Source organism: Pseudomonas sp. NPDC087814 (assembly GCF_044742865.1).
GTDB lineage: Bacteria > Pseudomonadota > Gammaproteobacteria > Pseudomonadales > Pseudomonadaceae > Aquipseudomonas.
Genome location: NZ_JBIUVK010000003.1, coordinates 133,166 through 152,775, shown reverse-complemented (window position 1 = coordinate 152,775; position 19,610 = coordinate 133,166). Strand labels below are relative to the sequence as shown.

Here is a 19,610-nt window from a genome sequence, read left to right as displayed (position 1 = left end):
CAATGATGCAGATTGAGAACAAGGTTTTTCTGGTCAGCGGTGGCGCTTCAGGCCTCGGCGCGGCAACCGCCGAGATGCTCGTGGCGGCCGGAGCCAAGGTGATGCTGGTGGACCTGAACGCCGACGCAGTGGCCGCCCAGGCGCAAAAGCTCGGCGCGCAGGCCCGCAGCGCGGTCGCCGATATCAGCCAGGAAGCCGCTGCCGAAGCGGCGGTACAGGCCACCGTCGCCGCCTTTGGCGGTTTGCATGGGTTGGTCAACTGTGCCGGTGTGGTGCGGGGCGAGAAAATCCTCGGCAAAAATGGCCCGCACGTGCTGGCCAACTTCGCCCAGGTGATCAACGTCAACCTGATCGGCAGTTTCAACCTGCTGCGCCTGGCTGCAGCGGCTATCGCTGAAACCGAGGCGAATGCCGATGGCGAGCGCGGTGTGATCATCAATACCGCTTCAGTGGCAGCGTTTGACGGCCAGGTCGGCCAGGCGGCCTATGCCGCTTCCAAGGGCGCGATTGCCAGCCTGACCCTGCCGGCGGCCCGCGAACTGGCGCGCTACGGGATTCGGGTGATGACCATCGCCCCCGGTATTTTCGAAACTCCGATGATGGCGGGCATGACGCCGCAAGTGCGCGAATCCCTCGCCGCCGGCGTGCCATTCCCGCCGCGCCTGGGCAAGCCGGGCGAGTACGCCGCGCTGGTGCGGCATATCATTGAAAACAGCATGCTTAACGGCGAGGTGATCCGTCTCGACGGCGCCTTGCGCATGGCAGCCAAATAAGGAGATTTTTCATGACTGATCCAATCGTTATTGTCAGCGCGGTACGCACCCCGATGGGCGGGTTCCAGGGTGATCTCAAAGGCCTCACCGCTCCGCAACTGGGCGCTGCGGCGATTCGTGCAGCGGTCGAACGCGCCGGTATCGCTTCCGATGCCGTGGATGAAGTGCTGTTCGGCTGCGTGCTGCCCGCCGGCCTCGGCCAGGCGCCGGCACGCCAGGCGGCGCTGGGTGCTGGCCTGGACAAGTCCACGCGCTGCACCACCCTCAACAAGATGTGCGGCTCGGGCATGGAAGCCACGATCCTGGCCCATGACGCGTTGCTGGCAGGCAGCGTGGAGGTGGTCATCGCCGGTGGCATGGAGAGCATGTCCAACGCGCCGTACCTGCTGGACCGTGCCCGCAGCGGCTATCGCATGGGCCACGGCCGGGTGCTCGACCACATGTTCCTCGACGGCCTTGAAGACGCCTACGACAAGGGCCGCCTGATGGGCACCTTTGCCGAGGACTGCGCCGAGCACAACGGCTTTTCCCGCGAGGCCCAGGACGCGTTCGCGATTGCGTCCCTGACCCGTGCGCAACAGGCGATCACCGACGGCAACTTCATCGCCGAAATCGTCCCGGTGCAGGTCACCGTGGGCAAGGAACAGAAAACCATCATCCACGACGAACAGCCGCCGAAAGCCAAGCTGGACAAGATCGCCACCCTGAAGCCGGCCTTCCGTGAGGGCGGCACGGTGACGGCAGCCAACTCCAGTTCGATTTCCGACGGTGCGGCGGCGCTGCTGCTGATGCGCCAGTCCGAAGCGCACAAGCGCGGGCTCAAGCCTCTGGCGGTGATCCATGGCCACGCGGCGTTTGCCGATGAGCCTGGCCTGTTCCCGGTAGCGCCGGTGGGGGCGATCCGCAAGCTGATGAGCAAGACCGGCTGGAACCTCGACGAAGTCGACCTGTTTGAAATCAACGAAGCCTTTGCCGTGGTCAGCCTGGTGACCATGAGCAAGCTGGAGATTCCCCACAGCAAGGTCAACATCCACGGCGGTGCCTGTGCCCTGGGCCATCCGATTGGCGCGTCCGGCGCGCGGATCCTGGTGACCCTGCTTTCGGCCCTGCGCCAGAAAGGCCTCAAGCGCGGCGTTGCAGCTATCTGCATCGGCGGCGGTGAAGCCACGGCCATGGCCGTTGAATGCCTGTACTAAGGAACACCTATGCTGCCGAATGACGAACAACTGCAAATCAGCGAAGCCGCCCGGCAATTTGCCCAGGAACGCCTTAAACCGTTCGCTGCCGAGTGGGACCGCGAGCATCGCTTTCCCAAGGAAGCCATTGGTGAAATGGCCGAGCTGGGCTTTTTCGGCATGCTGGTCCCGGAGCAATGGGGCGGCTGTGATACCGGCTACCTGGCCTACGCCATGGCCCTGGAAGAGATCGCTGCCGGTGACGGCGCCTGCTCGACCATCATGAGCGTGCACAACTCCGTGGGCTGCGTGCCGATCCTCAAGTTCGGCAATGATCAACAGCGCGAGCAGTTCCTCAAGCCCCTGGCCAGTGGTGCGATGCTCGGTGCGTTTGCCTTGACCGAGCCCCAGGCCGGTTCCGACGCCAGCGGCCTGAAAACCCGTGCCCGGCTGGAGGGCGATCACTACGTCTTGAATGGCTGCAAGCAGTTCATCACCTCCGGGCAAAACGCCGGGATCGTGATTGTGTTTGCAGTCACCGATCCGGCTGCCGGCAAACGCGGCATCAGCGCCTTTATCGTGCCCACCGACTCGCCGGGCTACAGCGTCGCGCGGGTCGAGGACAAGCTCGGCCAGCATGCTTCCGACACCTGCCAGATCCTGTTTGAGGATGTGCAGGTGCCGGTGGCCAATCGTTTGGGCGAGGAGGGCGAAGGCTACCGGATCGCCCTGGCCAACCTCGAAGGCGGGCGTGTCGGCATTGCTTCGCAAGCGGTAGGCATGGCACGGGCGGCATTTGAAGCGGCCCGGGACTACGCCCGCGAGCGGGAAAGCTTTGGCAAGCCGATCATCGAGCACCAGGCCGTGGCCTTCCGCCTGGCGGACATGGCGACGCAAATCGCCGTGGCGCGGCAGATGGTGCATTACGCCGCCGCCCTGCGTGACAGCGGCAAGCCGGCGCTGGTGGAAGCGTCCATGGCCAAGCTGTTTGCTTCGGAAATGGCCGAAAAGGTCTGCTCGGCAGCCTTGCAAACCCTCGGCGGTTACGGTTACCTGAGCGACTTTCCCCTGGAGCGGATCTACCGCGATGTGCGGGTCTGCCAGATTTACGAAGGCACCAGCGATATTCAACGCATGGTCATTTCACGCAATCTCTGAGGAGTCTCTATGAGTTACGAAAGCATTTTGCTGGACGTGCAGGGCCGGGTCGGGCTGATCACCCTCAATCGCCCGCAAGCGCTGAACGCCCTGAACGCGCAACTGGTCAGCGAGCTGAACCAGGCGCTGGACAGCCTGGAAGCCAACCCGGAAATCGGCTGCATCGTGCTAACCGGCTCGAAAAAAGCCTTTGCCGCCGGTGCCGACATCAAGGAAATGGCCGAGCTGACCTACCCGCAGATCTACCTCGACGACCTGTTCAGCGACAGCGACCGCGTGGCCAACCGCCGCAAGCCGATCATCGCGGCGGTCAACGGGTTTGCCCTGGGTGGCGGCTGTGAACTGGCCTTGATGTGCGACTTCATCCTGGCGGGTGACAACGCCAAGTTTGGCCAGCCGGAAATCAACCTCGGCGTGCTGCCGGGCATGGGCGGCACCCAGCGCCTGACCCGCGCCGTGGGCAAGGCCAAAGCCATGGAAATGTGCCTGACCGGGCGCTTTATCGATGCGGTGGAAGCCGAGCGCTGCGGGATCGTCGCGCGCATAGTGCCGGCGGATGAGCTGTTGGACGAAGCATTGAAGGTCGCGACCCTGATCGCCGGCAAGTCGGTGCCCATCAGCATGATGGTCAAGGAAAGCGTGAACCGCGCGTTTGAAGTGAGCCTGTCCGAAGGCGTGCGCTTTGAGCGCCGGGTGTTCCACGCGGCGTTTGCCACGCTGGATCAGAAGGAAGGCATGGCGGCGTTTGTGGCCAAGCGTGCGCCGGAGTTCAAGGACAAGTAAACACTGTCCTGAAACGCTGAAGATCAAAAAATGTGGGAGCGGGCTTGCTCGCGAAGGCGGTATTACAGTCACCCGATGTATCGACTGATCCACCGCCTTCGCGAGCAAGCCCGCTCCCACATGGGTTATGCGAAATACCTGTTACAGCTGGTAGTTTTTCAATTCTCTGGCAATCACCATCCGCTGAATCTCGCTGGTGCCCTCGTAAATCTGGGTAATCCGCGCATCCCGGTAGTAACGCTCCACCGGGTAGTCCTCCAGATAGCCATAACCCCCATGAATCTGCATGGCTGAAGAGCACACCTTCTCGGCCATTTCCGAGGCAAACAGCTTGGCCTGGGAGGCCTCCGACAGGCATGGCTTGCCCGCACTGCGCAATCGGGCGGCATGCAGGATCAGCAGGCGCGCCGCATTCAGCCGGGTTTGCATGTCGGCCAGCAAGTTGGCCACGCTCTGGTGCTCGATGATCGCCTTGTCGAACTGCACCCGGTCACGGGCATAGGCCAGCGCGGCCTCAAAGGCGGCACGGGCGATACCCAGCGCCTGGGCGGCAATCCCGATGCGTCCGCCTTCGAGGTTGGACAGGGCGATGGCCAGGCCCTTGCCGCGTTCACCCAGCAGGTTGGCTTCCGGTACGGTGCACTGGTTGAGGGTGACGGCACAGGTGTCGGAGGCACGAATGCCCATCTTGTGTTCGGTACGGTCCACCGCGAAGCCCGGGGTGTTGGTCGGCACCAGGAACGCCGAGATGCCTTTCTTGCCCAGCTCCGGGTCGGTCACTGCAAATACGATCGCCAGCTTGGCGCGCTTGCCGTTGCTGACAAACTGCTTGGCGCCGTTGATCACCCACTGGCCGTCCCGCAGTTCGGCACGGGTGCGCAGGTTGTGCGCTTCGGAACCGGCCTGGGGTTCGGTAAGGCAGAAGCAACCGATGGCCTGGCCGCTGGCCAGTTCCGCCAGCCAGGTTTCCTTTTGTGCTTGTGAGCCGTAGTTGAGGATTGGCCCGCAACCCACTGAATTATGGATACTCATCAGTGCGCCGGTAGCGCCGTCGCCAGCGGAAATCTCTTCCACTGCCAGGGCGTAGGCCACGTAGTCGACGTAGGTGCCGCCCCATTCTTCAGGCACCACCATGCCCAGCAAACCCAACTCGCCCATCTTGGCGACCAGGGCATCGTCGATCCAGCCGGCCTTTTCCCAAGCCTGGGCGTGGGGGGCGATTTCGCCACGGGCAAAGTCCCGCGCCATGTCGCGGATCATCACTTGTTCTTCTGTAAATTCAATATCTTGCATGATTTAGTTCCCGTTCTTGTCGAAGTCGCGGAAGAAGCTTTCGACATGATCAGCCTCCAACGCCTGCAGGGTTGGAGGGTTCCAGCGAGGGGTTTTGTCCTTGTCGATCAGCAGGGCGCGGACGCCTTCGATCAGGTCGCCACGGGCAAACCATTGGCGGTCCAGGTGCAGTTCCAGGGCAAAGCACTGCTCCAGCGGCAGGTGGCGCCCGCGACGCAGCATCTGCAGGGTCACGGCCATGGCCAGGGGGGAGCGCGTCTGCATCAGGCTGGCGGTGGTCAATGCCCAGTCATGGCTGTCGGCGACGGTGACTTGCTGCAATTGCTCAACGATGCTCGGCACGTCCGGCAAGGCAAAGAAGTGATCGATGGCTGGGCGTAGCGCCGCCAGAGGGGCGTCGGGCAATTGTTGCACCGCGAGGCTGGCCAGCAGGCCTTGCAGGTCCTTGAGGGGAGAATCGTGCCATTCCAGGCGGTCCAGGCGCTGGTCGAGGTCGGCGAGCCGGGTGCTGTCGAGGTACCAGTCCGCCAGGCCGCAATACAGGGCGTCGGCGGCGCGAATCTGCACGCCGGTCACCCCGAGGTAGATCCCCAGTTCCCCGGAAATGCGCGGCAGGAAATAGCTGCCGCCCACGTCAGGGAAATACCCGATGGCCACCTCGGGCATTGCCAGGCGGCTGCGGTCGGTGACCACCCGCAGGTCGGCGCCTTGCACCAGGCCCATGCCACCGCCAAGGACGAAGCCGTCCATCAGTGCCAGGACCGGTTTGCGATAGTTGTGAATGGCGAGGTCGAGGGCGTATTCCTCGACGAAGAAGTCTTCGTGGAGGGTGTCGCCGCTCTTGAAGCTGTCGTACAGCGAGCGAATGTCGCCGCCGGCGCAGAAGGCTTTTTCACCGGCACCGCGCAACACCACGGCATGCACCTGGGGATCCTCCGCCCACGCCTGCAAATGCCGGCTGAGGCTGCGGACCATGTCCAGGGTGAGGGCGTTAAGGCCTGCGGGGCGATTGAGGGTCAGGTGGCCAATATGGTTGCGTACGTGCGCCAGGACCTCGTCTTGCACAATCCCGGCGCTGCTTGCCTCGGATGAAACCTGAGCAGTCATCTCTAACTCCCTGCTTTTATTGTTCTTTATCAAGATGTTCGCGGGCGAACCATCTCGCGATCGTACCAGTGCAAATTTGCCCAGTACAAGTCGGAATCATGCAGGTCGTTTTTGCATTTTTGCCTTATGGAGGAGGCTGGCCCTGGTGCTGGAAAACCGCGCCGATGGTGCGCCGTCGGGCATACCGCTCGCTGGCCTGGATCAGCTCTTCCAGCTCCTGCGGGGTAACGTCCAGGAACTGCTCGCGCTCGGCGAGGGCCTGCTTGAGGTCCTCGGCGCTGATCCCGGGGTTTTCGGTGGCCATTGGCATAAAGATCGGCGCAGCCGGTTCGCGGGTGCCCTTGGGGTAACGCGTGCGCGTGGCGTTGTTGTAGGCCAGCGCGCAGGCCAACAAGGCTGTGGCTCCCAGCATGACTGCGGCAAGTTCGTGCCAGCCCATGGCAATCGAGGCAGGGTCAGCCAGCACCAGGCTCATGGCCAGGCCGCCCGCCGGTGGATGCAGGCAGCGCAGCCAGCAGATCAGGATCACGGTCATCCCGGCAGCCAGGCATGCGCTGCCCAGCGTTCGGCCCAATACCCGGGCCACCAGCAGCGCAACAATCCCGGCACACAGGTAGCTGCCGATGATCGACCAGGGCTGGGCCAGCGCGCCGGAGGATACGGCAAACAGCAGCACCGCCGAGGCTCCCAGCGGGCCTATCAGGTGCAGGGCCACCTCGGTGCCGAACACCTGGGCGCACACCCAGACGCTGAACAGTGTGCCCAGGGCCATGCCGATGGCGGCACGACTCCATTCGGCAGGGCGGGTATTGATGGCAGCGGGTAACCAGCGAGCGAGCATTGACAGACGATCCGTGAAAAGCGGGCGAAAAAAAAGGCTTGCCTGGTTTCCCGGAAAAGCCCTTTAAAGAAGTTCCTGCATTTGGGGGAGGAACCTGCGCAGTGTGCCAATCGATGAAGACTGCTGCCAATGCATATTAATGCAGGTCAAGTGCAGTATTTTTGCAGTAAAACGTGTCAGCCAAACGGTATCAGGCGGGTTGGCGGTGGCATGGGGTTGCTGATCTTGCCCAGCACACGGTCATCGGTTTCCTCGTTGATCAGCAGGTTTTGTACATTTTCCCGCAGCGATGGATTGTTGGCCAATGGCCCCTTGAGCACCACCAGTGCATCACGCAGTTCCATCAGCCGATCCAGTTTTGGCAGCGGGATGTAACCCGCATTGACTCTGTCGCGGGACAAAGGCGCGACAGCGTCAGAGGTTGAGGGGTCGGGCAATCGACGGTCGGACACAAAACATTCCTCTAAATGAAATAAACGGCAGCGCTGAATGCTGTTTAAAAGGTCTTTATTGTTATTTCGACTGTTCGTTTAAGCGGGGCATGTCTTGATTGATGGCTTGCTGCTACGTTCGTCGAGTTTCTTTCGAAAGTAACAGGAATGCCTTACACCGCACCTTTGGAACTTCTGAAAATAGTTAAAAGGTATTAAATAATTAACTCGCTTTGCAGGCGAGTCTACAGTCGAGGGCTAGGGGCGGGAAGAGGGCGTCTTATCGGTAGCAGCGTATAGATGCGTAGGATGTTTCTCGATAGTTGCTACGCTAAAAGTTTCGAAGTTGAATGGGCAAAGAAGTTTCTTACATACACTTGGATTTATAACTACTGAATGTACTGGCGCGGGATAAGCGGTTGGTTCCGCTTATCCCGCGCCCTGTATCAAGGTTGTGCGGGTTTGATCAAATGCAGCAGTACGTAAGGGTTCTTGTCGAACTGGCCGGTCAGTACCGGCTGCAGTGAACGAAAACGCGGGTCGCTCAACGCTTCATAGTCCGACTGGCTCATGATCAGCCATGCAGGAGCCTGGATCGGCGCCAGGTCGGCAGGCAACTGGGTAAACAACGGCACCCGGTCGCAATCGAGGTTGACCATGAACTTGATGGCTTTTGCGTCCTTGCCCAGTGCGTGCAATACCAGCGGCGCCGGTTGTAGCTGGGTCAGCGCGTGGGCCTGGAGGGTAAAGGTGCGCGTGTCATACAACCGGCGCTCCAGCGGCTCGACCATCACGATATACGCCAGCCACACCGCCAATACCGCGGCGAAGGCCGGGCCCACGTAGCGAAGCCGCCGGTTGAACAGCAAGCCCAGCACCAGTACCTGGATCGCAATCAGGATCCCGAACACCGGATTGAGGCTGCCAATCTGCTCGGGGAAGCGGTGACGCGCCACGAACAAGCCTGCGATCAGCAGCCCCGGAATGACCGTCCACAACCCCAGCATCAGCCAGCGCAGCCCGGCGAACAGTCTGCCCCGCGACACCTGGAACGGATACGCGGCGATGATCGCGGCCAGGGGCAGCATCGGCAGCACATAGCGCGCTTTTTTCGCCTGGGGCACCGACAAGCCGATCATCACGATCAAGCCGGCGGCGAGGCAGTACAGCACCAGTTTCAGCGCCGGGCCCTTGTCCTCGCGGCCACCGGCGACAATCGCAATCAGCGCGAGTATTGCCAACGGATACGCCGGCGCGTAGTTACCCAGCGAACTGCTGAAGTAATACAGCGCGCTGCCGGAGCCTTCGGTGCCGTCCATGCGACCCAGGAACTGCATGCGGATCACGTCCTGCATGAACGTTTCACCGCCACTGAGCTTGGCCAGCAGCAGCAGCAGGCCCACGCACGCCGCCAGTAACGCCAACGCCAGCAGGCCGAAACTGAAGAGCTGGCGCCATTGCCGATTGATCAGGTAATAGCTGCACAGCATGCCGGTGGGGATCACCAGGCCGATCGGCCCACGGATCGCGAACCCCACGATCAGCAGCGCAAACAGCCAGTGCAGGCGCTTGCCGGCGCCGAAGTGGTCGTGGGCGTAACCCAGGTAGAAGACTGTCAGGGCCACTGCCGCCAGCATCTGGTCGAGGGACACCGCGCGGGTTTCGCTGATGAAGGTACTGCTGAGCAGCATCACCGCGATGCTCAGCAGTGCCCAGCGCCGGGAGTAGGGCGCGGTCAGCCGGTAGAGCAGCACCACGATCAGTGCCGAAGCGATGGCCGTGGGCAGCCAGGCCGTCAGGCTGGTGACCTGCCCCAGGGGCACCGACAGCAGCCAGGTCAGCAGCGTCGAGGTGGCCAGGTAATCGGCATAAGGTTGCCCGTACGTGGTCGGGAAGAACCCCGGCCCGTGGCGCAGCATCTCCTGGGCGAACAGCACGAAGCGCGAGTCAAAGCCGATGATTGCCTGGTTCCAGTTGCCCGCGACAAACAGGATCAGGGCCAGCAGCCCCAGGATCCATGAGTGGCGGCGGATCGTCGGGCTGAGCAGGGACCGATGAGCTTTGTCCACGTCTCAGGCTTCCTCGGCCTGAGGCGCCCAGTTTTGCTGGGGGATCGGCAAGTTGCAGGAATCGCCGCGGCCCATCGGGAAGTACTGGATGCCTTTGCGTGCCAGGCGTTCGCCGTCGTACAGGTTGCGGCCGTCGAAGATCACCGGGGTTTTCAGGCGTTGCTGGATCAGGTCGAAGTCCGGTGCCTTGAACTGTTGCCATTCGGTGCAGATGATCAAGGCGTCAGAGCCACTCAGGGTGGATTCCGGGGTGCCCATCAGCATCAGGCGCGGGTCATCACCGTAGATGCGCTGGGTTTCCTGCATGGCTTCCGGGTCAAACGCACGTACATTGGCGCCGGCGGCCCACAAGGCTTCCATCAGCACCCGGCTTGGCGCATCGCGCATGTCGTCGGTGTTGGGCTTGAACGCCAGGCCCCACAAGGCGAAGGTCTTGCCACGCAGGTCGCCCTTGAAGAATGCATTGGCACGTTCGAACAGCTTGCTCTTCTGGCGCTGGTTGATGGCTTCCACGGCTTCCAGCAGGTCGCTGGAGCAGTTGGCGGCCTTGGCGCTGTGGATCAGGGCGCGCATGTCCTTGGGGAAACACGAGCCGCCATAACCACAGCCCGGGTAGATGAAGTGGTAGCCGATACGCGAGTCGGCACCAATGCCCAGGCGCACGGCTTCGATGTCGGCGCCCAGGTGTTCGGCCAGTTCGGCGATCTGGTTGATAAAGCTGATCTTGGTGGCCAGCATGCAGTTGGCGGCGTACTTGGTCAGTTCGGCGCTGCGCAGGTCCATGAAGATGATGCGGTCGTGGTTGCGGTTGAACGGTGCATACAACTCACGCATCACCTCGCGCACTTCCTCACGTTCGCAGCCGATGACGATCCGGTCCGGGCGGCGGCAGTCGGCAACGGCCGAGCCTTCCTTGAGGAATTCCGGGTTGGAGACGATATCGAACTCCAGGTGGCGGCCGGCAATGCGCAGGGCTTTTTCCATGTGCGCACGCAAAGTGTCGCCAGTGCCTACAGGTACGGTGGATTTTTCCACGAGGATCACCGGGTCGATACGGTGGCGAGCCACTGCATCGCCCACGGACAGCACGTATTTCAGGTCGGCCGAGCCGTCTTCGTCCGAAGGGGTACCCACGGCGATGAACAGCACTTCGCCGTGTTCGACCGCGAGTTTTTCGTCATAGGTAAACGTCAGGCGTCCGCCTTCGAGGTTTTCCTTGACCATGGCCGCCAGGCCCGGCTCGAAAATGCTCACATGGCCCTGTTGCAGCAACTTGACCTTTTTCTCGTCAACGTCCATGCAGATGACATCGTGGCCGACTTCGGCCAACACGGTGGCCTGTACGAGACCGACGTAACCGCTACCAAATACACTGATTTTCATGGGGCATTCCTGGGACTTGTGGTGCTAGCACGACGAGAGTTGATAGTCAGGACTCCGAGAATGACCAAGGCCACTCCCGCAGTTTTTGAAAGCGAAAAATGTTCGTTGAACACCGGCAGGCTGGCGGCCAGCAGGTAGACCAATGCGTAGCTGATGCTGAGCAGCGAATAGGCGCGGCCCAGCGGCAGGTCTTTGAGCGCGCCGAGCCAGCAGAGCATCGACAGGGCATAGGCGATGATCGCCAGGATCACCACGCCCAGCGCGCCGAGGTCGATGGCGCCCGTGTCGAGTGCTGTCAGCCATTCAGCAGGCAGTGGCAGGCGCGTCATGCTCCAGCGCATGCCCAACTGCGCGCCGCTGACCAGTGCCACGCTGCCCAGGGCCAGGGCAAAACCGCGAGCGCGACTCATACCTGGCGCCCCAGCAGCACCACACCGGCAATCACCAGCAGCACGCCGAACCAGTGGCGACCATCGATGTGTTCATGGAACACAAAGCGCGCCACCAGGGTGACCAATACAAAGTTGAGGCTCAGCATCGGGTAGGCGATACCGACTTCCAGGCGTTGCAACACCAGCAGCCACACCAGCAAACCCAGGCCCAGGCACACCAGCGCCGACCACAGCCACGGCGAGCGCAGCTTCAGAGCCCAACCGTCGGGCTGGTCACGCCAGCCTTCCACGGCAAACTTCTGGGACACCTGACCCATGCAGGTCAGCAGGCAGGCACCTAACAACAGCAGCAGAGTGGTCATGGCGCGCTCTGCGGGAAGATCAGAATCACGATATTGCCCTGCTCGTAACGCTTGCCGTCTTTGGGCAGCAGGTCCACTTCCTGGCGCTCGTCGTCACCCTTGACCCGCATCACCACGCCCACCGAGCCTTGCTTGCGCGCATCGCTCATCCATTGCTGGACGCTGGCGGCATCGATCTTGCGGTAAGCGGTGTCCGGGAAGGCGATGCCGTATTTCACTTCGCCAACGGTGTTGTAGAGCATCACTTCAGGACGCTGCAGGCGCCATGACAAGGCCGATGCGGCGCCGAGGTCGTTGCTCAGCAACGCAGTGGTCGGCTGCAGCTCCTGGAGGTGGTCGATGATGAACTGGTCGGGGGTCTTGTTATAAACCACCGAGTGCGGCAACGCGGCCGGCACCAGCGCCACCAGCAACCAGCTGCCCATCACCGGTGCGGCCCACATGTGCAACGGGCGGGCGGCTTGCAGCAGGTTGGCGATGATCCAGCCGAACAGGAAGACGAACACCAGCACCAGGCTGAGTGTTTCCTGGCCGTGCTCGTACACCGGTTTTTTCAGCTGGAACCAGGTCAGGGCCAGCAACGCCAATATGCCAATGACCAGATTCACCCAGCCGTTGATGCGCAGTACGCGGCCACGGGCCTGGGCCAGTTTGTCGGCGAGGGTATGCCCCATCAGCAGCGCCAGTGGCAGCAGGCAGGGCATGATGTACGACGGCAGCTTGCCCTTGGCCAGGCTGAAGAACGCCAGCGGCATCAGCAGCCACAGCAGCAGGAAGGCGACCTTGCTGTTGCGTTTTTCCAGCCATGCCTGCTTCACGGTGGACGGCAGCAACGCCATCCACGGTAGGGTGAACGCAACCATCAGCGGCAGGTAATACCAGAAGGGCTCGGAGTGCTGGGCGTCGTCGCCGGCAAAGCGCTGGATGTGCTCGTGCCAGAAGAAGAAATTCCAGTAGTCCGGTTCCTGGGCATGCACCATCAGCGCCCAGGGCAGGCTCACGACAATCGCCACCACCACGGCCACCAGGCCATAGGTGAGCAGTTCACGAATGCGTTTTTGCCAGAGCACGTAGGGCAGGGCGATCAGCACCGGCAGCAACCAGGCAAGGAAACCCTTGGTCATGAACCCCATGCCGCAGGCGAACCCGAGCAAGGCCCACGACCACAGCCGGCCGCGGGTGGTGGTGCTGTCGAAGCAGAACCACAGCGCCGCCCCGGTCAGGTTGACCCAGAAGGTGAACTGCGGGTCGAGGTTGGCATAGCCCGCCAGGAACGCGACGCTGACAAAACTCATGTACAGCACGGCGCTGACCAGGCTCTTGCGCGGGTCGTTCCACAAACGCCGGGCCACGAAATACACCAGCAGGATGCTCAAGCCAGTGCTCAAGGCCGAGGCAAAACGCACGCCGAACAGGTTCTGCCCGAAAATCGCCTGGCCCAGCGCGATCATCCAGTAACCGGCCGCCGGTTTCTCGAAGTAGCGAATCCCCATGAAGTGTGGCGAGGCCCATTTGCCGGTCAGCAGCATTTCCTGGCTGATCTGCGCATAGCGGGTTTCGTCGGGGATCCACAGCCCGTGGGTGGCCAACGGGATCAGGTAGAACACCCCGAAGGCCAGCAGGAGCAGGGGCAGGGCCCAGCGCCGGATCATGCCTTTTGCACTCCGAGCCAGCCTTCACGGCCGCTCAACGCACCACGCACCAGGTGTTGCTGGGGCAGGGTGGTGAGGTCGGCGGGCAACAGGTCGCCCAACGGTTTGAACGCGATGCCGCGCTGCCCTGCCTGGGCGAGCAACTGGCGAAAATCATTGGCCATCAGAATCCCTTCTACTTCTGCGTGGATCGTATAGACGTTGAGCTTCGACGGCTTGAAGCGGTCGAGGATGTAGCTATTGAAATCCTTGGCGGCCACCACCGGGCCCACGACTTCGTCGAAGGTCGGCATGTCCACCGGAATTTGTGGCGTGCCGGCACTGCCATCCGCCAGGGTTGGCCGGAACAGGCTGGTACCACGGCAATCGCTGTTGTAGCGGAAATTGAACTGTTGCTTGGCTTGCACCACGCGCTCATCGGCACGCCAGCCGGCGGCGGCTGAGCAGTCGATGGGTTCACCGAGGATGTCGCTCAAGGTGTCGACGCCACGGCGAATCTGCTCGATCAGCTGTGCATCGCTCCAGCGCCCGGTGTTGGCTTGCCAGCCGTGATGATCCCAGGCGTGCAGCCCGACTTCATGCCCGGCGGCCTTGGCCTGGCGCATCAGGTGCCCCAGGTCGCGGCCAATGGGTTTGCCCGGCCAGGCGGTGCCGGCCAGCAAAATGTCCCAGCCGTACAAACCGGCCGCGTTGGAGCGCAGCATCTTCCACAGGAACTGCGGGCGGATCAGGCGCCACAAGTGGCGCCCCATGTTGTCCGGCCCGACGCTGAAGAAGAAGGTCGCCTTGACCCCGGCTTCATCAAGCGACTCCAACAACCTTGGCACCCCTTCGCGGGTGCCTCGGTAGGTGTCGACGTCGATGCGTAGACCCGCTTGCATCAGCGCTTGTCCGCGATTTCGAGCATGGCTTCACGCAGGAAGAAATCCAGGGTGTTGCCGATGGTTTCGCTCATCTCCACGGTAGGCTCCCAGTTCAGCAGGCGCTTGGCGTTTTCGATGCTTGGCTTGCGGTGCGCCACGTCCTGGTAACCGGTGCCGTAGAACGCCTTGCTTTCCACGTCGCGGAAACCGGCGAACGGAGGGAAGTTGCTGCGCAGCGGGTGAGCTTCGAACTGACGCAGCAGTTCTTCGCCCAACTGACGGATGCTGGCTTCGTTTTCCGGGTTGCCGATGTTGATGATCTGGCCGTTGCAGTTATCGTTGTCGTTATCGATGATGCGCGCCAGGGCTTCGATACCGTCGGCGATGTCAGTGAAGCAACGCTTCTGCTCGCCACCGTCGAACAGACGGATCGGCGTGCCTTCCACCAGGTTCAGGATCAGCTGGGTGATGGCGCGGGAGCTGCCGATACGGGCCGAGTCCAGGCGGTCGAGGCGCGGGCCCATCCAGTTGAATGGACGGAACAGGGTGAACTTCAGGCCTTTGTCGCCGTAGGCCCAGATCACGCGGTCCAGCAGTTGCTTGGAGACCGAGTAGATCCAGCGCTGCTTGTTGACCGGGCCCACCACCAGGTTGGAGGTGTCTTCGTCGAAGTACTGGTCCTGGCACATGCCATACACTTCGGAGGTCGACGGGAAGATCACGCGCTTGTTGTACTTCACGCAGTAGCGAACCAGTTTCAGGTTCTCTTCGAAGTCCAGTTCAAATACGCGCAGCGGGTTGCGGGTGTATTCGATCGGGGTGGCGATGGCCACCAGCGGCAGGACCACGTCGCACTTCTTGATGTGGTACTCGATCCACTCGGAGTGGATGCTGATGTCGCCTTCCACATAGTGGAAATTCGGGTGGCTGCGCAGGCGCTCGATGGCGTCGGAGCCGATGTCCAGGCCGTAGATTTCGTAACGGTCGTCACGCAGCAGGCGCTCGGACAGGTGGTTACCGATGAAACCGTTCACACCCAGGATCAGCACGCGGGTACGACGGGGCTTGCGGCCGGACTCGGCGCCGCGCAGTACGGAACCGTCCACCAGGCCCAGTTCATCCGCCAGGGACGGGCCGGCCAGGTACAGGCCGTTCTCGTTGCGCTGGCCGAACTTGACCACCAGGGAGTCTTCACCGCAGGCGATGCGCAGCGGGTTGACGCTGATCACGCGGCCTGGCGCCAGGCCTTCGTTGCCCTTGACGACTTCGGCGTTCCAGACGATCAGCTTGTGCTCGCCCACGGCGCAGAAGGCACCCGGGTACGGTTGGGTAACGGCGCGAACCAGGTTGAACAGCTCTTCAGCCGGTTTTTTCCAATCCAGTTTGCCGTCAGCGGCGGTGCGACGACCGAAGTAGGTGGCCTTGCTTTCGTCCTGGGCGGTTTCGGTCAGCTTGCCTTGAGCCAGTTGCGGCAGGGCATCGCGCAGCAGGTTGGTGGCGGCGTCACGCAGTTTGGCGTGCAGGGTCAGGCCGGTGTCGGTGCGCTCGATCACGACTTTCTGCTGGGCCAGGATCGCGCCGGCATCGGCACGCTTGACCATGCGGTGCAGGGTCACGCCGGTTTCGGTTTCGCCGTTCACCAGCACCCAGTTGGCCGGTGCGCGGCCACGGTACTTAGGCAGCAGGGAGCCGTGCAGGTTGAACGCGCCTTTCTTGGCGGTGGCCAGCAGGGCTTCGCTCAGCAGGTTGCGGTAGTAGAACGAGAAGATGTAGTCCGGGTTCAGCTTGGCGATGCGCTCGATCCACAGCGGGTGGTTGGCGTCTTCCGGGGCGTGTACCGGGATGCCATTGCGGGCGCACAGCTGGGCGACGGAACCGTAGAAATTGTTTTCCTTGGGATCATCGGCATGGGTGAACACGGCAGCAATTTCGTAACCCGCATTGAGCAGGGCTTCAATGCCAGCACAGCCAATATCGTGGTAAGCGAAGACAACAGCTTTTGAATTCATGACGAAACCTGATCGGAAGGAGAAGTAGAGGTGTGGGAGGACGTCAGGCCGTCGACCGTAAAGGTCTCGGCCGGTGCTGCCGGTTGGTTGCGCAGCACTTTTTCGATAAAGAACCGTGGGCGGGCCCGCACATCGCTGTACATGCGGCCCAGGTATTCACCCAGGAGGCCCATGCCGATGAACTGGCCACCGGTGAACACGAACAATACGGCGAACAGCACGAACATGCCGTCGCCGGCCCAACCGGAGCCGAAAGCGATACGCAGCACGATCAGTGCAAAGGCGAAGAGCATGCCCAGGGCCGCCAGGCTGAAACCGACGATGCTCAACAGGCGCAATGGCGTGGTGGTCATGCAGGTCAGCAGGTCGAACATCAGGCTGATCAGGCGCATCGGGCTGTATTTGGACTCGCCGTGTTCACGCTCGGCGTGATGCACCAGGATTTCCGTGGTGTGGCGCGCAAAGCTGTTGGCCAGGATCGGGATAAAGGTGCTGCGCTCGCGGCAGGCCAGCATGGCGTCGACGATGGTGCGGCGATAAGCACGCAGCATGCAGCCGTAGTCGCTCATGGCCACGCCGGTGGAGCGTTGCACGGCGAGGTTGATCAGGCGCGACGGCCAGCGGCGGAAGGCCGAGTCCTGGCGGTTGTTGCGCACGGTGGCAACCACGTCATAGCCCAGGGCGGCCTGTTCGACCAAACGCGGGATTTCTTCCGGCGGGTTTTGCAGGTCGGCGTCCAGGGTGATCACCACGTCGCCCCGGCAATGCTCGAAGCCGGCCATGATCGCGGCGTGCTGGCCGTAGTTGCGGTTGAGGATCACCGCCACCACATTGCTGCCTTCGAGCGCGGCGGCGTCTTCCAGCAATTGCGCGGAGTTGTCGCGGCTGCCGTCGTCCACCAGGATGATTTCGTATTCGTAAGCCAGTTGTTTGCAGGCGGCCATGGTGCGGCGCAGCAGTTCAGGCAGGCTTTCTTGTTCGTTGTAGACCGGGATAACGATCGACACGCAATGAATTGGATAGGGTTTCAAAGATTCATTACCTCGGGGGTTAGAGCAACTTGGAGCGTAAAGACAGCAGTTATCGTCAGCCTCGGATGCCGGGCATCCGATCAAAGATAGCGTTGATTTGTGGCATTCATTCGACAGTCCTGACAGGTCACAGTGGGTCTTCCATGGCTTACGTGAGTAAAGACCAAAATGCTCAAAGGTAAAGCGGAATCAACGAGTTAACCTGCAAAGTACGGTTCGTTCTCAAGTCGTGCCGCCAAGATTAAGCGCAAAAATGTTCAACGAATATGAAACGCAGATGAAAAAGTCGTTTTTTTGGCAGGTAGACAGCTAGGGTTCAGGTAAACAGCAGAAGCACGGACAACGCCGTGCCGATGAGGGGAGAAGGGGCGGTAGCCTTTTTCTTCACGCGGGCAGGTTCCTGAAGAATCTTCTCTGCAATGCCACGCAAGTGCCGGTAAAGTAAGCCATCTCTTGCCAGGGCAGTCGGATGAATAGCGTGCAGCGTTTACGGCCAATGTTGATGGTGTTGTTGATGACGGTGGCCTGGGCCACGAGTGTGCGGGCCGATGACGGCGTGGCACTGACGTCCATCGACCAGGTGCCCGATGGCGTAGAAGTGCGGGGTAAACAGGTCGGCGCCTTCGTCTGGAGCGACAAACAGGGCAAGAACCTGTTGGTACTCGCAGAGCAAGTCAGCGAACGCGACGACGACGGTGCGCAGTCTGCCTTTGTCTACGCCGCCCAGTACCTGCTCGACGGTGACCGGCCCAAGCGCCTGTGGATGCTCTACGACGACGTGCAGCATTGCGAGTTCGATGCCGGCGCGCACTTCAACAGCGACGCCACCCGGGTCACCGACCTGCTGGGCGATGGCATCAGCCAGGTCACCGTGGGGTATAGCCGCACCTGCACCAGTGACGTCAGTCCCAATGATTTCAAGCTGATCATGCACATCGGCAAGTCGCAGAAGTACCGCCTGCGCGGCATCGACCGCTATGGCGCCAGCTGGTGGGATGAAGACGCCGGCGCCCTGCAAGGCATGCCGTTGCCCAAGGATTGCAGCATCGCCGCCCAACAGGCGCTGGTCAGCCAGTACAAGGAGCAGGGTACCGAGCTGCCGCTTCCTGGCTGTTACGGCGACGAAGAAGATTTTGCCAAGGCGCCCAAACCGTACCTGGAGTTCATGCGCCAGCACTGGTTTGCCTTGATGCAGAAGCAGGACACCGACTGGAGCCAGCAGCAGACGCCAGCCCCGGCGGAAGACGATCAGGAATAGCCCCGGGGATTGACCTGCGCTAGACTCGGCGCTCGCCAATTCACTAAATATGTCGATTAAACAGATGGTTAGTCGACATATTTAATCCAAAGGCTGATCTACCTTGACTGAGTCTACCCGCAACCCGCTGACCCTCTACCTCACCCGCCTGGCGCCCTCCAGCCAGCTGACCATGCGCTACGTGCTGCAGGACGCTGCCGACCGCCTGGGCTTTGAAGACATCAACCTCGAAGACATCGACTGGCACCTGCTGCAGCCCGAACACGTCATGGCCCTGGTGGCGGTGCTGCGGGAAGACGGGTATGCGCCGAACACCTCATCGCTGTACGTCAACGCCGTGCGCGGGGTGATGAACGAAGCCTGGCGCATGAGCCTGATCAGCCAGGACCACCTGCTGAAGATGCGCTCGGTCAAGGCCATGGCCGGCACCCGCCTGAGCCAGGGGCGCAACCTGCGGCGTACGCTGATTCGTGAGTTGATGGAAGTCTGCGCCGCCGATCCGCGCCCGCAGGGCCTGCGGGATGCGGCGGTGATCGGGATCCTGTATGGCTCGGGCATGCGCAAGTCGGAATCGGTGAACATCGAACTGGGCCAGGTCAACTTTGACGAGCGCAGCCTGCAGGTTACCGGCAAGGGCAACAAGCAATTGATCAAGTACGCACCGGCCTGGGCCTTTGCCAAGCTGGAGGCGTGGCTGGCGTTTCGCCGCAGCCAGTTGAAACCGGGTGAGCAGGACGATGGTTTCCTGTTCAACCGGATTCGCCGGGGCAGCCATATCACCCGCGAGCGCATCACCAAACACGCGATTTACTACATCGCCCGCCAGCGTGGGGAACAGGTCGGCGTGAAAATCATGCCCCATGATTTCCGCCGTTCGTTTATCACGCGGGTCATTGAAGAGTACGACCTGTCGATCGCCCAGAAGCTGGCGCACCACACCAATATCCAGACCACCGCCACCTACGATGTGCGCGACGACAATGAGCGGCGCAGGGCCGTGGATCGGTTTGACCTGTAGGGCCGCCCGTAA

At 61.8% G+C, this 19,610-nt stretch carries 18 protein-coding genes; 6 read left to right on the top strand and 12 right to left on the bottom strand.

What is annotated here, in order from left to right; all coding sequences use genetic code 11:
- Positions 1-5 precede the first annotated feature (5 nt).
- The 4 genes from ACIOMR_RS04070 to ACIOMR_RS04055 are packed head-to-tail and all read left to right on the top strand — an operon-like array spanning position 6 to position 3,889.
- A complete protein-coding gene (locus tag ACIOMR_RS04070) occupies positions 6-773 on the top strand; it encodes an SDR family NAD(P)-dependent oxidoreductase (RefSeq protein ID WP_401192387.1) in 768 nt (255 codons plus the stop codon).
- Between the two features lie 11 nt (positions 774-784).
- On the top strand, positions 785-1,969 hold the full coding sequence (locus ACIOMR_RS04065; protein WP_087693007.1) for an acetyl-CoA C-acyltransferase: 1,185 nt from the start codon (positions 785-787) through the stop codon (positions 1,967-1,969).
- 9 nt (positions 1,970-1,978) lie between these two features.
- On the top strand, positions 1,979-3,106 hold the full coding sequence (locus tag ACIOMR_RS04060) for an acyl-CoA dehydrogenase (RefSeq protein ID WP_102604354.1): 1,128 nt from the start codon (positions 1,979-1,981) through the stop codon (positions 3,104-3,106).
- Positions 3,107-3,115: 9 nt separating this feature from the next.
- A complete protein-coding gene (locus ACIOMR_RS04055) occupies positions 3,116-3,889 on the top strand; it encodes an enoyl-CoA hydratase (RefSeq protein ID WP_003217608.1) in 774 nt (257 codons plus the stop codon).
- 141 nt (positions 3,890-4,030) lie between these two features.
- Here the strand turns inward: ACIOMR_RS04055 and ACIOMR_RS04050 are convergent, their stop codons facing one another.
- The 12 genes from ACIOMR_RS04050 to arnC form a co-directional block, all read right to left on the bottom strand.
- Positions 4,031-5,182 (bottom strand): acyl-CoA dehydrogenase family protein, encoded by a 1,152-nt coding sequence (locus ACIOMR_RS04050; RefSeq protein WP_134326621.1) that lies wholly within the window; start codon positions 5,180-5,182, stop codon positions 4,031-4,033.
- Positions 5,183-5,185: 3 nt separating this feature from the next.
- Positions 5,186-6,289, bottom strand: a complete 1,104-nt coding sequence (locus tag ACIOMR_RS04045) for an enoyl-CoA hydratase/isomerase family protein (RefSeq protein WP_177021109.1) — start codon at positions 6,287-6,289, stop codon at positions 5,186-5,188.
- Between the two features lie 124 nt (positions 6,290-6,413).
- Positions 6,414-7,130: an HPP family protein gene (locus tag ACIOMR_RS04040; protein WP_102604350.1), complete on the bottom strand. Its 717-nt coding sequence runs from the start codon at positions 7,128-7,130 to the stop codon at positions 6,414-6,416.
- A gap of 176 nt (positions 7,131-7,306) precedes the next feature.
- Positions 7,307-7,486 carry a type VI secretion system contractile sheath small subunit gene (locus tag ACIOMR_RS04035; RefSeq protein WP_256344058.1) on the bottom strand — a complete coding sequence of 60 codons (180 nt, stop codon included), beginning with the start codon at positions 7,484-7,486 and terminating at the stop codon, positions 7,307-7,309.
- A 521-nt stretch (positions 7,487-8,007) separates the two neighbouring features.
- Positions 8,008-9,630, bottom strand: coding sequence for an ArnT family glycosyltransferase (locus ACIOMR_RS04030; RefSeq protein WP_401192380.1), 1,623 nt, complete (start codon positions 9,628-9,630; stop codon positions 8,008-8,010).
- Positions 9,631-9,633: 3 nt separating this feature from the next.
- Complete coding sequence (locus ACIOMR_RS04025) at positions 9,634-11,013, bottom strand: UDP-glucose/GDP-mannose dehydrogenase family protein (protein ID WP_008433443.1); 1,380 nt, start codon at positions 11,011-11,013, stop codon at positions 9,634-9,636.
- Positions 11,010-11,423 carry a 4-amino-4-deoxy-L-arabinose-phosphoundecaprenol flippase subunit ArnF gene (gene arnF, locus ACIOMR_RS04020; RefSeq protein ID WP_003217623.1) on the bottom strand — a complete coding sequence of 138 codons (414 nt, stop codon included), beginning with the start codon at positions 11,421-11,423 and terminating at the stop codon, positions 11,010-11,012. Before arnF ends, ACIOMR_RS04025 begins: the two co-directional genes overlap by 4 nt.
- On the bottom strand, positions 11,420-11,767 hold the full coding sequence (gene arnE, locus ACIOMR_RS04015; RefSeq protein ID WP_003217625.1) for a 4-amino-4-deoxy-L-arabinose-phosphoundecaprenol flippase subunit ArnE: 348 nt from the start codon (positions 11,765-11,767) through the stop codon (positions 11,420-11,422). Before arnE ends, arnF begins: the two co-directional genes overlap by 4 nt.
- Positions 11,764-13,419, bottom strand: coding sequence for a lipid IV(A) 4-amino-4-deoxy-L-arabinosyltransferase (gene arnT / locus ACIOMR_RS04010; protein WP_401192376.1), 1,656 nt, complete (start codon positions 13,417-13,419; stop codon positions 11,764-11,766). Before arnT ends, arnE begins: the two co-directional genes overlap by 4 nt.
- Positions 13,416-14,300: a 4-deoxy-4-formamido-L-arabinose-phosphoundecaprenol deformylase gene (arnD, locus tag ACIOMR_RS04005; protein WP_401192373.1), complete on the bottom strand. Its 885-nt coding sequence runs from the start codon at positions 14,298-14,300 to the stop codon at positions 13,416-13,418. The genes arnT and arnD overlap by 4 nt, the downstream gene beginning before the upstream one ends.
- Positions 14,300-16,291: a bifunctional UDP-4-amino-4-deoxy-L-arabinose formyltransferase/UDP-glucuronic acid oxidase ArnA gene (gene arnA, locus ACIOMR_RS04000; RefSeq protein ID WP_401192370.1), complete on the bottom strand. Its 1,992-nt coding sequence runs from the start codon at positions 16,289-16,291 to the stop codon at positions 14,300-14,302. The genes arnD and arnA overlap by 1 nt, the downstream gene beginning before the upstream one ends.
- Positions 16,288-17,322: an undecaprenyl-phosphate 4-deoxy-4-formamido-L-arabinose transferase gene (gene arnC / locus ACIOMR_RS03995; protein WP_003217633.1), complete on the bottom strand. Its 1,035-nt coding sequence runs from the start codon at positions 17,320-17,322 to the stop codon at positions 16,288-16,290. The genes arnA and arnC overlap by 4 nt, the downstream gene beginning before the upstream one ends.
- A 469-nt stretch (positions 17,323-17,791) precedes the next feature.
- Here arnC and ACIOMR_RS03990 point away from each other — a divergent pair, with 469 nt between their 5' ends.
- Together ACIOMR_RS03990 and xerC are read left to right on the top strand one after the other, a co-directional pair.
- The gene (locus tag ACIOMR_RS03990; RefSeq protein WP_023658829.1) at positions 17,792-18,580 is read left to right on the top strand and encodes a M949_RS01915 family surface polysaccharide biosynthesis protein; all 789 of its coding nucleotides are present in this window, start codon (positions 17,792-17,794) and stop codon (positions 18,578-18,580) included.
- Positions 18,581-18,683: 103 nt separating this feature from the next.
- Positions 18,684-19,598 carry a tyrosine recombinase XerC gene (xerC, locus tag ACIOMR_RS03985; protein WP_087692998.1) on the top strand — a complete coding sequence of 305 codons (915 nt, stop codon included), beginning with the start codon at positions 18,684-18,686 and terminating at the stop codon, positions 19,596-19,598.
- The last annotated feature ends 12 nt before the right edge of the window (positions 19,599-19,610 follow it).

Coding starts and splice junctions, on each gene's coding strand:
- ACIOMR_RS04070 (WP_401192387.1), top strand. CDS start 6: ATGCAGATTGAGAACAAGGTTTTTCTGGTCAGCGGTGGCGCTTCAGGC.
- ACIOMR_RS04065 (WP_087693007.1), top strand. CDS start 785: ATGACTGATCCAATCGTTATTGTCAGCGCGGTACGCACCCCGATGGGC.
- ACIOMR_RS04060 (WP_102604354.1), top strand. CDS start 1,979: ATGCTGCCGAATGACGAACAACTGCAAATCAGCGAAGCCGCCCGGCAA.
- ACIOMR_RS04055 (WP_003217608.1), top strand. CDS start 3,116: ATGAGTTACGAAAGCATTTTGCTGGACGTGCAGGGCCGGGTCGGGCTG.
- ACIOMR_RS04050 (WP_134326621.1), bottom strand. CDS start 5,182: ATGCAAGATATTGAATTTACAGAAGAACAAGTGATGATCCGCGACATG.
- ACIOMR_RS04045 (WP_177021109.1), bottom strand. CDS start 6,289: ATGACTGCTCAGGTTTCATCCGAGGCAAGCAGCGCCGGGATTGTGCAA.
- ACIOMR_RS04040 (WP_102604350.1), bottom strand. CDS start 7,130: ATGCTCGCTCGCTGGTTACCCGCTGCCATCAATACCCGCCCTGCCGAA.
- ACIOMR_RS04025 (WP_008433443.1), bottom strand. CDS start 11,013: ATGAAAATCAGTGTATTTGGTAGCGGTTACGTCGGTCTCGTACAGGCC.
- arnF (WP_003217623.1), bottom strand. CDS start 11,423: ATGAGTCGCGCTCGCGGTTTTGCCCTGGCCCTGGGCAGCGTGGCACTG.
- arnE (WP_003217625.1), bottom strand. CDS start 11,767: ATGACCACTCTGCTGCTGTTGTTAGGTGCCTGCCTGCTGACCTGCATG.
- arnT (WP_401192376.1), bottom strand. CDS start 13,419: ATGATCCGGCGCTGGGCCCTGCCCCTGCTCCTGCTGGCCTTCGGGGTG.
- arnD (WP_401192373.1), bottom strand. CDS start 14,300: ATGCAAGCGGGTCTACGCATCGACGTCGACACCTACCGAGGCACCCGC.
- arnA (WP_401192370.1), bottom strand. CDS start 16,291: ATGAATTCAAAAGCTGTTGTCTTCGCTTACCACGATATTGGCTGTGCT.
- ACIOMR_RS03990 (WP_023658829.1), top strand. CDS start 17,792: ATGAATAGCGTGCAGCGTTTACGGCCAATGTTGATGGTGTTGTTGATG.